We start from the raw sequence: 14,329 nt of genomic DNA on the forward strand, positions 1-14,329 counted from the left end.
AGCGCCGCGCGATGAGGCTGTCCCCCACCGAGGTCGCCGCGATCAAGAAGGCCGCGCGCGAGGCGTTCGGTGCCGGCGCGGTCGTGCGCCTGTTCGGCAGCCGCGTCGATGATGCCGCCCGCGGCGGCGACATCGACCTGCACATCGAGGCCGATCACGCCACGGCCGACCTCGCGCATGCGGCGCGCTTCCGCTCGCTGCTATGGCAGGCGCTCGACGAGGAGCAGGTCGACGTGGTGGTGCGCGCGCCTGGCGCCGCGCCGTCGTGGCTCGATCGCGCCGCACAGCGCGAAGGCGTGATCCTGTGAGGCGCGACGAGGTCCTGGAGGCGACCGTCGAGGTGGCCGAGGCGGCGGCGCACCTCGCCGCGCACCTCGAGCGGTTGTCCGTGCGCGTCGCCGCCTGGTTCCCGCTCGAGGCGGCCACCTTCGCCGGCTGGGGCGACGAGGAGCGGGAACGGCTCCACGCGCTGCTGCGCATGTTCGACCAACTCTACGATCTCGTCTCGCGGCAGCTGTTCCGCGGCTTGCTGTTCCTCTCGGGTGAGACGATCGCCGGACTGTCGATGCGCAACCAGTTCCGCCGCGTCGAGGCGCTCGGCGGCCTGCCCGACGCCGCGCGCTGGCTCGAGATCGGTACCACGCGCAACATCCTGGCGCACGATTACCCCACTCGCGCCGCAGCGCAGGCCGAGCGCGCCAATCTCGCCTGGCGCGACCTGCCCGACCTGATCGCCGGCACGCGCCGGACCCTCTCTCACCTGCGCTCCGAGGAGCTGATCCCATGACCGACACGCTCGACGCCCGCCGCCAGCACCTCGCCACGCACGGCATGTACCGCCCCGAGTTCGAAGGTGACGCGTGCGGCGTCGGCCTCGTCGCCGCGACCGACGGGCGCGCCTCGCGCCGCGTCGTCCAGTCCGCGATCGACGCGCTCAAGGCGGTGTGGCACCGCGGCGCGGTCGATGCCGACGGCAAGACCGGCGACGGCGCGGGCCTCCACGTCGACCTGCCGGTGCGCTTCTTCGACGATTGCGTCGCCGCCAGCGGGCACAAGCTGCTCCCCAACCGCCTCGCCGTCGGCATGGTGTTCCTGCCGCGCACCGACCTCGGCGCGCAGGAGACCTGCCGCACCATCGTCGAGAGCGCGATCATCGAGGCGGGCTACACCATCTACGGCTGGCGCCAGGTGCCCGTCGACGTGTCGGTGATCGGGCTCAAGGCGCAGTCGACGCGGCCCGAGATCGAGCAGATCATGATTGCCGGCCCGCTGCCTGACGAGGTCTCGGCCGAGGAGTTCGAGAAGAACCTGTATCTCGTCCGCCGCCGCATCGAGAAGCGCGTGATCGCGGCGCAGATCCAGGGGTTCTACGTCTGCTCGCTGAGCTGCCGCTCGATCATCTACAAGGGGCTGTTCCTCGCCGAGAGCCTGTCGGTCTTCTACCCCGACCTGCAGGACCAGCGCTTCGAGAGCCGCGTCGCGATCTTCCACCAGCGTTATTCCACCAACACCTTCCCGCAATGGTGGCTGGCGCAGCCGTTCCGCTGCCTCGCCCACAACGGCGAGATCAACACCGTGCGCGGCAACAAGAACTGGATGCTCAGCCACGAGATCCGCATGGCCTCGATCGCGTTCGGCGAGCATTCGGAGGACATCAAGCCGGTGATCCCCGCCGGCGCGTCGGACACCGCCGCGCTCGACGCCACGTTCGAGGCGATCTGCCGTTCGGGCCGCGACGCGCCCACCGCCAAGCTGATGCTGGTGCCCGAGGCCTATTCGGACGACATGCCGCCGGCGCACCACGCGATGTATCAATATCTCGCCTCGGTGATGGAGCCGTGGGACGGTCCCGCCGCGCTGGCGATGACCGACGGGCGCTGGGCGGTCGGCGGGGTCGACCGCAACGCGCTGCGCCCGCTGCGCTTCACCGAGACCGCCGACGGGCTGCTGATCGTCGGCTCGGAGGCGGGCATGGTGGTGGTGCCCGAGAGCACGGTGATCGCCAAGGGACGGCTCGGGCCGGGGCAGATGATCGCGGTCGACCTGCACGAGGGCCGCGTGCTGCGCGACCGCGAGGTGAAGGACCGTATCGCCGCGGAGCAGGACTATGCCGCGATGATCGGCGAGTTCTCCACCATGGCCGACCTGCCCCCCGCCCCGGTCGACACGCTGACGCGCTACGCCCGCGCCGATCTCACGCGGCGCCAGGTCGCCGCCGGCCAGACGATCGAGGACATGGAGCTGATCCTCTCCCCGATGGTGGAGAGCGGCAAGGAGGCGATCGGCTCGATGGGGGACGACACGCCGCTCGCGGTGATCTCGGACAAGCCGCGCCTGATCAGCCAGTTCTTCCGCCAGAACTTCAGCCAGGTGACCAACCCGCCGATCGACCCTTTGCGCGAGCGCTACGTGATGTCGCTGCGCACGCGCTTCGGCAACCTCGCCAACATCCTCGACACCGAGGACCGGCGCGAGCGCGTGCTGGTGCTCGACAGCCCGGTGCTGACCTCGACCGACTGGGCGCGGCTCAAGGGCTATTTCGGCCAGGCCGCGGCCGATATCGACTGCACCTTCGAGGCGGGCGGCGGGCCGGAGAAGCTGCGCGCCGCGATCCAGCGCATCCGCAACCAGGCCGAGCAGGCGGTGCGCGAAGGCAAGAGCGAGCTGTTCCTCACCGACGAGCATATCAGCGAGGACCGCGTCGCCATCCCGGGCGTGCTCGCCGCCGCGGCGGTGCACACGCATCTCGTCCGCCGGGGCCTGCGCTCCTACGCCTCGGTCAACGTGCGCGCGGCGGAATGCCTCGACACGCATTATTACGCGGTGCTGATCGGCGTCGGCGCCACCACGGTGAACGCCTATCTCGCCGAGGCCGCCATCGCCGACCGCCATGCGCGCGGGCTGTTCGGCAAATTGTCGCTCGAGGAGTGCCTCGCACGGCACAAGAAGGCGATCGAGGAGGGGCTGCTCAAGATCCTCAGCAAGATGGGGATTTCGGTGATCTCCAGCTATCGCGGCGGCTATAACTTCGAGGCGGTCGGGCTGAGCCGCAGCCTCGTCAACGACCTGTTCCCGGGCATGCCCGCCAAGATCTCGGGCGAGGGCTATGCCTCGCTCCACGTCAACGCCACCGAGCGTCACGAGGCGGCGTATGATCAGGCAGTGGCGACGCTGCCGATCGGCGGCTTCTACCGCCAGCGGCACGACGGCGAGGCGCATGCCTATTCGGCACAGCTGATGCACCTGCTGCAGACCGCGGTGGCGACCGACAGCTATTCAAGCTACCTGCAATTCTCGCGCGGGGTGGCCGACCTGCCGCCGATCTATCTGCGCGACCTGCTCCAGTTCAACTTCCCCAACGAGGGGGTGCCGGTCGACCAGGTCGAGGCGATCACCGAGATCCGCAAGCGCTTCGTCACCCCGGGCATGTCGCTCGGCGCGCTCTCGCCCGAGGCGCACGAGACGCTGGCGATCGCGATGAACCGGATCGGCGCCAAGGCGGTCTCCGGCGAGGGCGGCGAGGACAAGGCGCGCTACACGCCTTATGCCAACGGCGACAACGCCAACTCGGTGATCAAGCAGATCGCCAGCGGGCGCTTCGGCGTGACGGCCGAATATCTCAACGCCTGCGACGAGATCGAGATCAAGGTCGCGCAGGGCGCCAAGCCCGGCGAGGGCGGGCAGCTGCCCGGCTTCAAGGTAACCGAGTTCATCGCCAAGCTGCGCCACGCCACCCCGGGCGTGACGCTAATCAGCCCGCCGCCGCACCACGACATCTACTCGATCGAGGATCTGGCGCAGCTGATCTACGACCTCAAGCAGATCAACCCGCGCGCGCGCGTCTGCGTCAAGCTGGTCAGCTCGGCGGGGATCGGCACGGTCGCGGCCGGCGTGGCCAAGGCGCACGCCGACGTGATCCTCGTCTCGGGTCATGTCGGCGGCACCGGCGCCTCCCCGCAGACCAGCATCAAATATGCCGGCACGCCGTGGGAGATGGGGCTCTCCGAGGTGAACCAGGTGCTCACGCTCAACGGGCTGCGCGGGCGGATCAAGCTGCGCGCCGACGGCGGGCTCAAGACCGGGCGCGACATCGTCGTCGCCGCGATCCTCGGCGCGGAGGAGTTCGGCATCGGCACGCTCAGCCTGGTGGCGATGGGCTGCATCATGGTGCGCCAGTGCCACTCGAACACCTGCCCCGTCGGCGTCTGCACGCAGGACGAGGCGCTGCGCCAGAAGTTCGTCGGCACGCCCGAGAAGGTGATCAACCTGATGACCTTCATCGCCGAGGAGGTGCGCGACATCCTCGCCCGGCTCGGCGTGCGCAGCCTCGACGAGGTGATCGGCCGCACCGAGCTGCTGCGCCAGGTCAGCCGTGGCGCCGAGCATCTCGACGACCTCGACCTCAACCCGATCCTCGCCAAGGTCGACGCCACCGACGCCGAGCGCCGCTTCTCGCTCAGCACCTTCCGCAACGAGGTGCCCGACAGCCTCGACGCGCAGATCATCAAGGACGGCGCGCCGGTCTTCTCGCGCGGCGAGAAGATGCAGCTCACCTATTCGGTGCGCAACACGCACCGCGCGGTGGGCACGCGCCTCTCCAGCGAGATCACGCGCAAGTTCGGCATGTCGACGCTGGCCGAGGGCCATGTGACGATCCGGCTGCGCGGCTCGGCGGGCCAGTCGCTCGGCGCCTTCCTGTGCCGCGGCATCACGCTCGAGGTCTTCGGTGACGCCAACGACTATGTCGGCAAGGGGCTGTCGGGCGGCACGATCATCGTCCGCCCGGCGGTGTCCTCACCGCTGCGCAGCCAGGAGAACACCATCCTCGGCAACACCGTGCTGTACGGCGCCACCTCGGGCAAATTGTTCGCCGCGGGCCAGGCCGGTGAGCGGTTCGCGGTGCGCAACTCGGGCGCGACCGTGGTGGTGGAGGGCTGCGGCGCCAACGGCTGCGAATATATGACCGGCGGCGTCGCGGTGGTGCTCGGCGCGGTCGGGGCGAATTTCGGCGCGGGCATGACCGGCGGCATGGCGTTCGTCTACGACGCCGACGGCAGCTTCGCGCGCCGCGCCAACCCGGAGAACATCACCTGGCAGCGCGTCGCCGCGGCGCATTGGGAGGAGCAGCTGCGCTCGTTGATCGCCGAACATGCGGTGGCGACCGATAGCCGCTGGTCGCGCGGCCTGCTCGACGACTGGGAGCGCACCATCGCCTCGGTGTGGCAGGTGGTGCCGCGCGAGATGCTGACGCGGCTGGCGCACCCGCTCGACGACGCGGAGACGCTGGTGGCGGCGGAGTGATCCGCCAAAGGTGAGCGGTTGTTGTTCATCCCCTGACAGGGAAGTGCGGGCTTTGGCCTGCCCCCGGCAGGCCAAGGACGTGTCCTGGGGACACGTCCTCGCCCGCACTCCCTCTGCGGGGAGGCTCATCGGCCGCGCCCCCGCATTACCGCGAACGCCACCCCGCCCGCCAGCGCGAGCACCGGCCACCCTCCGGGATCGTGCCACAAATAGCGCAGCGCCGCGGCGAGCGCCGCCAGCCCCACCAGTGCGCGCGCGACCGGCGCGTGGAGCCGCCGCGCCCACCACGCGGCAAACAGCAGCGCCGCGGCGGCATTGAGCGCGAGCCACGCATAGGACTCGAGCGGCGACAACGCACCGAGCAGCGGCAGCTTCACGGTGGCATAGCCGGCCATGCGGTGCGGAAAACAGTCAGCGGCAAGGTGCACGCCGACGCCCGCGGCGATCCCACAAGCGGCGGCGCGCTGGCGCCACGCGAGCAGCAGCAGCGCGGGCAGCAGGCTGTGCGTCAGCGCGCTGCGATGGCCGAGCCCGAGCCGCAGGTCGATGTCGGGCAGCGTCAGCCCGACCGCGAGCGCGGCCAGGGTGACGAGCGCGGCGACGGCGGGCGGCGGGGCGGGCGTGGGCTCGAGCGATGGCATCGGTGCCGCCGCTGCCATGCCGAGAGGCGACGGTCACCCCGAAGCGTGACCCGGCGGGGCGGGCGCGCGATTTCCTTCCCCCTGGCGTCATCCTGAACTCGTTTCAGGATCCACGGTGCCGCGCATCGAGCGGCGGGAGGCGCATGCCGCCCGGTGGATCCTGAGACAAGCTCAGGATGATGCCAGTTCGTGGGGCCAGCCGTTCGCCATGGACCGCTCGCCACCCACGACCCGCCACTTCGGCGCGGCCGCCCACCCATCGCGCCACCCCGACACACTGGCGCGCCGCACGCCCACGAACCCGCTTCCCCCGTGCCGCGCTTTCGGCCTAAGCGGGCGGGCATGTGGCAGCTCTACCAGTTCCCTCTGTGCCCGTTCACGCGCAAGGTCCGCACGCTCCTCAACGAGAAGGACGTCGGCTATCAGCTGATGCGCGAGAACCCCTGGGAGCGGCGCGACGCCTTCATCGACATGAACCCCGCCGGCCAGACCCCGGTGATGACCGATAACGAGCGCGGCGTGGTGCTCGTCGATTCGATGGCGATCTGCGAATATTTCGAAGAGACCGTCGAGCGCGTCGCGATGATCAACGGCACCGCCGCCAACCGCGCCGAGATCCGCCGGCTGGTCGCGTGGTTCGACACGCATTTCTATCGCGACGTGACCCAGCCGCTGCTCGACGAGCGGATGATCAAGCGGATCGTCCACCGCACCACGCCCGACGCATCACGGCTGCGCGAGGCGATGAAATCCTCGGTCGGCCACCTCGACTACATCGATTTCCTGCTCGACCACCGCAAATGGATCGCGGGCGCGACGATCAGCCTCGCCGATCTCGCCGCGGCGGCGCAGATCTCGGTCGCGGACTATCTCGGCGGGATCGACTGGACCGGCCACGCGCATACCAAGGCATGGTATTCGGCGTTCAAGAGCCGGCGCAGCTTCCGCCCGCTGCTGGCCGAGCGCATCACCGGGATCGAACCGCCGAGCTATTACGAGAATCCGGACTTCTGATGCACGTCACGCACGACCCCGCCGCCGCCGCCGCGCCCGAGATCGCGTTCGACGACTTCCTCAAGGTGGACGTGCGCGTCGGCACGATCGTCTCGGCCGAACCCTATCCCGAGGCGCGCAAGCCCGCCTACAAGCTGCTGATCGATTTCGGTCCTGCGATCGGACGCAAGCGCTCCTCGGCGCAGATCACCGAACATTATGCGGTCGATGAACTGGTCGGGCGCCAGGTCGCCGCGGTAATCAACTTCCCGCCGCGCCAGATCGGCAAGTTCCTCTCCGAGGTGCTGACGCTCGGCTTCCCCGACGCCGCGGGCAAGGTGGTGCTGGTGGCGCCGAGCGAGCGCGTGCCCGACGGCGGGCGGCTGTTCTGATGCGCCAGGCGGTGGGCGAGATCACGGTCGCGACGCGCGGCGCCGGGCTGGTCGAGATCACGCGCGAGGTGGCGGCGTGGCTCGACGCCGAGGCGATCGACACCGGGCTTCTGACGGTGTTCTGCCGTCACACCTCGGCGTCGCTGCTGATCAACGAGAATGCCGCGCCCGCGGTGCGCCGCGACCTCGAGCGCTGGCTGGCGCGCGTCGCGCCCGAATCGCGCGACTATGAGCATGACGACGAGGGGCCCGACGATATGCCCGCGCATCTGCGCAGCGTGCTCACCGGCGTGTCGCTGTCGATCCCGGTGGCGCGCGGGCAGATGGTGCTGGGGACGTGGCAGGGCATCTACCTCGCCGAGCACCGCGCCGCGCCGCATCGCCGCCGCATCGCGCTCCACGTGATCGGCGAGTGACTTTCAATCCTTCCGGGTTGGGGAGGGTTGTGCAGGCGCTGCGTCCCCCCGGACGGGGCTAGCAATGCCGCGGGCCGTTTTACCTGCACAACAGCCGCAGGTTGGTGGAGGGGCGTCTCCGCAGCGCGAGCGACGGGAGAAGACACGCGACGCGCGTCGCAGTCTCTCATCGGAGCGAGCCTCACGTGGGGAGCCCTTTCCACCACCGCGCTGACGCGCAGCGACCGCCCTCCACGCCAGCGGGGAGGATCTTGCGCTGCCCCCGTCACCTCAGATTGAAGCTAACCCCCTGTTAGTCCTAACCTGATAACGATATCATCCAGGATGATAACAGCGGGAGGATCGATGGCGGGGGCGAGCGCGGCCTTGGTGGGGCATGTCGGGCGCAAGCGGATGCGATTCGCGCTTACCGATGCCACCGGGCAGGTACGCCCGGAGAGCGTGCGGACCTTCACCGCCGATGCCACCGTGAGCATTTCCGGCGCGATCATGGACTTCCTGCGCGAGACCCGACCCGACGGTGCGCCCGCGCGCTCGGCTTTCGCGGTCGCCGGGCTGCCGCGCGGCGAGACCGTCTCGATCACGCGCGGGCGCTGGTATCTCTCGCGCTCGGGGCTGCGCGGCATGCTCGGCCATGCCCCCCTGATCCTCAACGATTTCGAGGCGGAGGCCTGGGCGCTTCACGGCGCCGACGTCCGCGCCGACGAGCGGTTCGCGGGCGGCGAGTTCTCGTTGCGCCGCGCCGGCACCTTTTGCGTGCTGGGGATGACCTCGGGGCTGGGCGTCTCGGTGCTGAGCCGAGACGAGACGGGCGCGGTGCGCGTGCTCGCCACCGAGGCGGGGCACGGCGGGTTCGTCGCGACCACGGCGGAGCTGGCGCAGCTCGCCGCCGAGATGTTCCCGGCGCGCTACCCGGTGGTGGCGGAGGACCTGCTTTCGGGTCCGGGGCTGGTGCTGCTGTATCAGACGCTGGCGCGCCGCCGCGGCGCCACGCCGCGCTGGACCAGCGCGGAAGATATCACGCGCGCGATGGCGTCGGACCCGCTTGCGGGCGAGGCGTGCACCTGGCTGTGCCGCGCCTTCTGGTCGCATGCCGGGCAACTCGCCATCATCTATGGCGCATGGGACGGGGTGATCGTCACCGGCGGGGTCGCGGCGGCGCTGCGTCCGCTGCTGCGGCTGCCCGAGATGTCCGCGCTGTTCGCGGGCGCGGGCAAATATGCGCGGCTGCTCGGCGGCGTGCCGCGCGTCTATGCCGCGCTCGACGACGGCGAGCTGGCCGGCGCGGCCGAGGCGCTGCGGCATCTGGGGTGAGTGGGCGGGCGCGGGCAGTCGACGCGCCCGCGGGTCGTCCGGCGTCATCCTGAACTCGTGTCGGGATCCACGGTGCGGCACTCTCAGATGCGGCGGCTACTGCGGCCTGTAGAATCCTGACACAAGTACAGGATGAGGCCAGTCAAGGACCCGCTGCGCTCCCCTCCCCGCTAGGCCGGCTCGGCCAGCGTCAGGATCGACACGCCGATCGGCATCGGCACCCGACCGACGAGATGGCGCTCGACGCGGAAGACGCGCTCGAACAGCGCGTTGAGCGGCGCCGCCGGGGGTGAGTCATCGCTGTCGTCGCGCCCGGTCAGCCGCCCCGCCACGCGCGCCGCGGCGGCCAGCGGGAACAGCAACGAGTTGAAATAGGTCAGCCCGCGCTCCTTCAGCCCGGCCGCGCGGATCGCGCGCACCAACGTGGGCTTGGAATAGCGGCGATGGTGATGGTTCACGACGTCGTGCGCGCTCCACATCCACTGGTGCGCGGGCACCGCGATCAGGATCTTGCCGCCGGGCTTGAGGCAGGCGCGCATCGCGGCGAGCGCGGCGACATCGTCCTCGATATGCTCCACCACATCGAGCACCGCGACGAGGTCATAGGCGCCGCGCTCCACGCCCGGCAACTCGGGCAGCGGCGCGTCGCCGACCGCGCGGCCGAGCCGCTCGCTTGCGATCGCGCGCGCGGCAGGGTCGATCTCGATCGCGTCCACGGTGCCGAACTGCGCCAGCATCGGGAGATTGTGTCCGGTGCCGCAGCCGATCTCGAGGATGCGCGCGTCAGTCGGGAGTCGCGCCTCGCGCGTCAGGAAGTCGGCGAGCACGTCACGGCGCGCGCGATACCACCAGTGGGTCGAATCATGCTCCGCCATACGGTCGTAGACGCGGCGGTCCATCAGCGATCAGCCTTCATGTTACGCGAATACCCAGTTGCGCTGGAGCCAGAAGGTCAGCAGCGGCACGACCGACACCGCGGGCACCAGCGGCCACCACGTCGGGCCGTGGAAGAAAGGGCCGGTCACCAGCACCCAGGTGAATCCCTGCTGGAGCAGGAAGCCGAACAATTGCACCAGGAAGAAGCGCCGCGCGGTGCGCGCGCTGCGCGTGCCATGGCCGCGGAAGCTGACCGCGCCGTGTGCGAAGCGACCGATTCCGGTGACGCTGAGGAACGCGACCACCACCGCCAGATTGGGGTTCATCACATAGGTGGCGAGCGGCCAGTAGATTGCGGCGTACAGCGCGGTCATCACCCCGCCGGTGACGCCGAAGCGCACCAGCTGCCAGAACATCTCACGCTGCGCCGCTTGCGGCGACGGCGCGGCGGGAGCCGACGAGGGGGAGTGAGACGCTGCCAAAACCTTGCCCTTTGCGCCGCCAAGGCTAGACGCGGCTGCGGCTCTATCGCGCGCGGCGGCCGGAAGGAAGCATTTTGGATATGGATGGGCGGGACGCGGCGCAGGACAAGCATCTTGCCGCGCGCGACTGGCTGGAGAAAGCGGCGCGCGTGATCGATCGCGACTGGCTGCGACTCTCGCTGCTCGTCTGGGTCGCGATCGCAGCGTGGTTCATGTGGAAACGCTGGGCCGCGATCCACTGGCTGTCGCTGGGCGATACCGACGACAATATGCGGCTGATGCAGGTGCGCGCGCTGCTGGACGGCCAGGGCTGGTTCGACCTGCGCAACTACCGGCTCAACCCGCCGCTCGGGTTTGACATCCACTGGTCGCGACTGGTCGACCTGCCGATCGCGGGTCTGATCCTGCTGCTGCGGCCGCTGGTCGGCGCGGCGGAGGCGGAGCGGCTGGCGTGCGGCCTCGCCCCGCTGCTTCCCGCGGCGGTGACTCTGGTGGCGCTGGGCGCGACGCTGCGGCGGCTGGTCCACCCGCTCGCCTGGGTGCTCGCGCCCGCGCTGTTCCTGGCCACCAACGTGACGCTCGGCATGTTCCTGCCCGACCGGATCGACCATCACGGCTGGCAGCTGGCGATGCTGGCGGTGACGGTGGCGGGGCTGTGCGATCCGCGCGGCGCGCGCGGCGGCGCGTTGGTGGGGATCGCCACCGCGGTGTCGCTGACGATCGGGCTGGAGATGCTGCCCTATGCCGCGATGTCGGGCGCGATCATCGCGCTCGCCTGGGTGGTCGACCGCGGCGAGCGCGACCGGCTCGCGGTCTACGCGCTGACGCTCGCGGGCGGGAGCGCGGCGGGCTATGCCGGCTTCGCCTCCTACGCCAATCGCGTGCTGCGCTGCGACGCGCTCACCCCGGTGTGGCTGTCGGTGGTGGTGCTGGCGGGCGGGCTGCTGCTGCTGCTCGCGCTGGTCGACCCGAAGAAGCCGGCGGTGCGGCTGGTGCTGGCGCTGGCGGCGGGCGCGGCGGTGGCGGCCTTCTTCGCGCTCGCCTTCCCGCAATGCCTCGGCCGCCCCGAGCAGGTGTCGGACGAGCTCTACACCACCTGGCTCGCCAACGTGCGCGAGGCCAAGCCGATCTACCGCCACCCGCTGCGCATCGCGCTGCCGATCGTGACGCTGCCGCTCATCGGGCTGATCGGCGCCTTGCTGGCGACGTGGCGCGCGCGGCGCGCGCCCGCGTTGCGCGGCTGGGCCGCGGTCGCCTTGTTCGGCGCCTTCGCCGCGCTGATGCTGCTGTGGCAGGCGCGCGCGGGGCCGGCAGCGCAGCTGCTCGCCATCCCCGGCGCGGCGGCGCTCGCCTGGGCGACGCTGCCATGGCTGCTCGCGCCGCGCTTCTGGCCGGCCAAGGCGTTTGCGGCGGTGGCGGTGTTCGTGCTGGTGTCGGGCAGCTTCACCCAGCTGGCGATCGACTGGTTCCAGATCGACCGGCCGAGCGCCTATGTCCGCCGCGTCAACAAGGCGACCGGGCGGTGCATGACGATTCCTGCGATGGCGCCGCTCAACCGGCTGCCGCGCCAGACGATCTTCACCTTCGTCGATATCGGCCCGCGGCTGATCACGCTGACCCACCACGACGCCATCGCCGGACCGTACCATCGCAACGGCGGCGCGATCCTCGACGTCCATCACGCCTACAAGGGCGCGCCCGAGCAGGCGCGCGCGATCATGAAGCGTCATGGCGCGACGCTGCTGCTGGTGTGCCCGGACATGGCGGAATCGACCAATTATCGCGCCAAGGCGCCGGGCGGTTTCTACGCGCGGCTGGCGCGCGGCGAGCGGTTCGACTGGCTGGTGCCCGTGCCGTTGAAGAAGGGCTCGCCGTTCCGGGCGTTTCGGATCGAGTAGGCGGCCTGTTCTCCTTTGAACCCCGGTTTTCCCGCGAGCGCGGGAACCCCGGGTCAAGCAGAACAACGGCCTGTGACGTCCCTCGCGTCTGGAAAGCGCTTGGCAGACAGCCGATCAGCGCCGCGCCCGCGGAGAGCCCCACCCCCAACCCCTCCCCCGAAGGGGAGGGGAGCACCTCGCCGCTAGCCTCTCTCCCTCCCCTTCAGGGGAGGGCCGGGGTGGGGCGTCGCCGCGGGCGCGGCGCTTGCCTTACGCATCCCCCCCCTCACCGCAGCTGCTCGACCACGCCGTCGATCACGAACTGTACCGCCAGCGCCGCCAGCAGCACGCCGAGCAGCCGCGTGATCACCGCCTCGATCTTGGCGCCAAGGATGCGCATGATCGGCCCCGCCGCCAGCAGCGAGCCCAGCATCAGCAGCAGGTTGGCGCCCAGCGCGGCCATCACCACCGCGGAGCGCTCGAAGCCGGTGCTGCGCGACATCAGCAGCATCACGGTCGCGATCGAGCCCGGTCCCGCGATCATCGGCATCGCCATGGGGAAGATCGAGACGTCGTCGGCCTCCTCCGCGGTCACCTTGGCGGCGCGATCCTCGCGGCGTTGCGTCCGCTTCTCGAACACCATCTCGAGCGCGATCAGGAACAGCATCAGCCCGCCCGCGATGCGGAACGAGGCGAGCTCGATCCCGAGCGCGTGAAGCAACGGCTCGCCCACGAGCGCGAACAGCAGCAGGATTCCCGCCGCCACCACCACCGCGCGGATCGCCATGGCGCGGCGGTGCGGCGGCGTGGCGCCCGCGGTCAGCCCGGCGAAGATCGGCGCGCAGCCGGGCGGGTCGATGATCAGGAAGAGCGTGACGAAGGACGAGACGAACAGCTCAACCATCTCAGAGCGACGGATCCACCGCCAGCCCGGCGCGGCGCGACGCCGCCACCATCGTGTTGCGCAAGAGCACCGCGATGGTCATCGGCCCGACCCCGCCCGGTACCGGGGTGATCGCCCCCGCCACCTCGGCGACGCGCGGGTCGACGTCGCCGACCAGCCCGCCGTCGACCCGGTTGATGCCGACGTCGATCACGGTCGCGCCCGGCTTGATCCACTCCGGCTGGACGAAGCCGGGAATGCCGACCGCGGCGACGACGATGTCGGCCATGCGCACATGCGCCATCACGTCGCGCGTGCGGCTGTGCACCGTCGTGACCGTGCAGCTCTCCTGGAGCAGCAGCGCCGCCATCGGCTTGCCGACGATGTTCGAGCGGCCGATCACCACCGCCTCCAGTCCGGCGAGATGCGGGTGCACGTCGCGCAGCAGCATCAGGCAGCCGAGCGGCGTGCACGGCACCAAAGCGTCCAGCCCGGTGGCGAGCCGGCCGGCGTTGAGCGGGTGGAAGCCGTCGACGTCCTTGTCGGGATCGACCCGCGCGATCACCGCGCGCTCGTCGATGTGGCGCGGCAGCGGCAGCTGGACGAGGATGCCGTCCACCGCCGGGTCGGCGTTGAGCCGGTCGACGAGGTCGACCAGCGTGTCCTGCGTCGTGTCGGCGGGGAGGCGATGCTCGAAGCTCGCCATGCCCGCGGCCAGCGTCGCCTTGCCCTTGGACCGGACATAGACCGAGGAGGCGGCGTCCTCGCCAACCAGCACCACCGCAAGGCCCGGCTGGCGGCCGGCGGCCTGGGTGAAGGTGGCGGCGGCGGTGGCGACACGGTCGCGCAGCGCGGCGGCGAAGGCTTTTCCGTCGATGAGGCGGGCGGTCATGACTCAGGCGCATAGAGCGAAGCGGCGCGCTCTGCCAGCGCCACGGGATCGCCCCTGATCGTCAATCTCTTCAGCCGCGCGGTCTGCCCGGCCACCAACGCGACGTCGCGCTTCGCCACGTTGAAGTGGCGCGCCACCAGCGCGACCAGCGCGTCGTTGGCGGCGCCGTCGACCGGGGCGGCGGCGAGACGCGCGGCGAGATGCGCATCGGTGCCCGCCGCCAGCGAGTCGCGCCCGCCGCGCGGCGTCACCCGCACCGCGA

At 70.6% G+C, this 14,329-nt stretch carries 14 protein-coding genes; 8 read left to right on the plus strand and 6 right to left on the minus strand.

All coding sequences use genetic code 11. The features are described from left to right. Nucleotides 1-11: 11 nt before the first annotated feature. From ACMGDM_RS04425 to gltB, 3 genes are read left to right on the plus strand one after another with little or no spacing between them, the layout of a single operon-like run. Nucleotides 12-308, plus strand: coding sequence for a hypothetical protein (locus tag ACMGDM_RS04425; RefSeq protein WP_436802895.1), 297 nt, complete (start codon nucleotides 12-14; stop codon nucleotides 306-308). Beyond that, complete coding sequence (locus ACMGDM_RS04430) at nucleotides 305-787, plus strand: hypothetical protein (protein ID WP_436802896.1); 483 nt, start codon at nucleotides 305-307, stop codon at nucleotides 785-787. Before ACMGDM_RS04425 ends, ACMGDM_RS04430 begins: the two co-directional genes overlap by 4 nt. Beyond that, nucleotides 784-5,301 (plus strand): glutamate synthase large subunit, encoded by a 4,518-nt coding sequence (gltB, locus tag ACMGDM_RS04435; RefSeq protein WP_436802897.1) that lies wholly within the window; start codon nucleotides 784-786, stop codon nucleotides 5,299-5,301. The genes ACMGDM_RS04430 and gltB overlap by 4 nt, the downstream gene beginning before the upstream one ends. A gap of 125 nt (nucleotides 5,302-5,426) precedes the next feature. Here the strand turns inward: gltB and ACMGDM_RS04440 are convergent, their stop codons facing one another. Next, complete coding sequence (locus tag ACMGDM_RS04440; protein ID WP_436802898.1) at nucleotides 5,427-5,942, minus strand: hypothetical protein; 516 nt, start codon at nucleotides 5,940-5,942, stop codon at nucleotides 5,427-5,429. Between the two features lie 342 nt (nucleotides 5,943-6,284). On the opposite strand from ACMGDM_RS04440, the gene ACMGDM_RS04445 reads away from it, so the two are divergent. The 4 genes from ACMGDM_RS04445 to ACMGDM_RS04460 all read left to right on the plus strand — a co-directional run bounded on the left by ACMGDM_RS04445 (nucleotide 6,285) and on the right by ACMGDM_RS04460 (nucleotide 9,057). Beyond that, entirely contained in the window at nucleotides 6,285-6,956 is a 672-nt protein-coding gene (locus tag ACMGDM_RS04445; protein WP_277982175.1) for a glutathione S-transferase family protein, read from the plus strand. Beyond that, nucleotides 6,956-7,327, plus strand: a complete 372-nt coding sequence (locus ACMGDM_RS04450; protein WP_436802899.1) for a tRNA-binding protein — start codon at nucleotides 6,956-6,958, stop codon at nucleotides 7,325-7,327. Before ACMGDM_RS04445 ends, ACMGDM_RS04450 begins: the two co-directional genes overlap by 1 nt. Beyond that, nucleotides 7,327-7,743: a secondary thiamine-phosphate synthase enzyme YjbQ gene (locus tag ACMGDM_RS04455; protein ID WP_436802900.1), complete on the plus strand. Its 417-nt coding sequence runs from the start codon at nucleotides 7,327-7,329 to the stop codon at nucleotides 7,741-7,743. The genes ACMGDM_RS04450 and ACMGDM_RS04455 overlap by 1 nt, the downstream gene beginning before the upstream one ends. Nucleotides 7,744-8,088: 345 nt before the next feature. Continuing rightward, nucleotides 8,089-9,057, plus strand: coding sequence for a glucokinase (locus ACMGDM_RS04460; RefSeq protein ID WP_436802901.1), 969 nt, complete (start codon nucleotides 8,089-8,091; stop codon nucleotides 9,055-9,057). Between the two features lie 170 nt (nucleotides 9,058-9,227). Here ACMGDM_RS04460 and ACMGDM_RS04465 read toward each other — a convergent pair whose 3' ends face one another. Together ACMGDM_RS04465 and ACMGDM_RS04470 are read right to left on the minus strand one after the other, a co-directional pair. Continuing rightward, nucleotides 9,228-9,956 (minus strand): class I SAM-dependent methyltransferase, encoded by a 729-nt coding sequence (locus tag ACMGDM_RS04465; RefSeq protein WP_436802902.1) that lies wholly within the window; start codon nucleotides 9,954-9,956, stop codon nucleotides 9,228-9,230. An 18-nt stretch (nucleotides 9,957-9,974) separates the two neighbouring features. Next, nucleotides 9,975-10,349 (minus strand): GtrA family protein, encoded by a 375-nt coding sequence (locus ACMGDM_RS04470; RefSeq protein WP_436802903.1) that lies wholly within the window; start codon nucleotides 10,347-10,349, stop codon nucleotides 9,975-9,977. Nucleotides 10,350-10,495: 146 nt separating this feature from the next. Here ACMGDM_RS04470 and ACMGDM_RS04475 point away from each other — a divergent pair, with 146 nt between their 5' ends. After that, nucleotides 10,496-12,313 (plus strand): AcrB/AcrD/AcrF family protein, encoded by a 1,818-nt coding sequence (locus tag ACMGDM_RS04475; RefSeq protein ID WP_436802904.1) that lies wholly within the window; start codon nucleotides 10,496-10,498, stop codon nucleotides 12,311-12,313. 265 nt (nucleotides 12,314-12,578) lie between these two features. On the opposite strand, the gene ACMGDM_RS04480 is transcribed toward ACMGDM_RS04475, so the two are convergent. Genes ACMGDM_RS04480 through ACMGDM_RS04490 form a run of 3 tightly spaced genes read right to left on the minus strand, consistent with a single transcriptional unit; the run spans nucleotide 12,579 to nucleotide 14,324 of the window. Further along, a complete protein-coding gene (locus ACMGDM_RS04480) occupies nucleotides 12,579-13,196 on the minus strand; it encodes a MarC family protein (RefSeq protein WP_436802905.1) in 618 nt (205 codons plus the stop codon). Nucleotide 13,197: 1 nt separating this feature from the next. Next, a complete protein-coding gene (gene folD, locus ACMGDM_RS04485) occupies nucleotides 13,198-14,067 on the minus strand; it encodes a bifunctional methylenetetrahydrofolate dehydrogenase/methenyltetrahydrofolate cyclohydrolase FolD (protein ID WP_436802906.1) in 870 nt (289 codons plus the stop codon). Further along, nucleotides 14,064-14,324: a DUF167 domain-containing protein gene (locus ACMGDM_RS04490; RefSeq protein WP_496047871.1), complete on the minus strand. Its 261-nt coding sequence runs from the start codon at nucleotides 14,322-14,324 to the stop codon at nucleotides 14,064-14,066. The genes folD and ACMGDM_RS04490 overlap by 4 nt, the downstream gene beginning before the upstream one ends. Nucleotides 14,325-14,329: the final 5 nt, after the last annotated feature.

The organism is Sphingomonas larreae, assembly GCF_051400595.1.
GTDB lineage: Bacteria > Pseudomonadota > Alphaproteobacteria > Sphingomonadales > Sphingomonadaceae > Sphingomonas.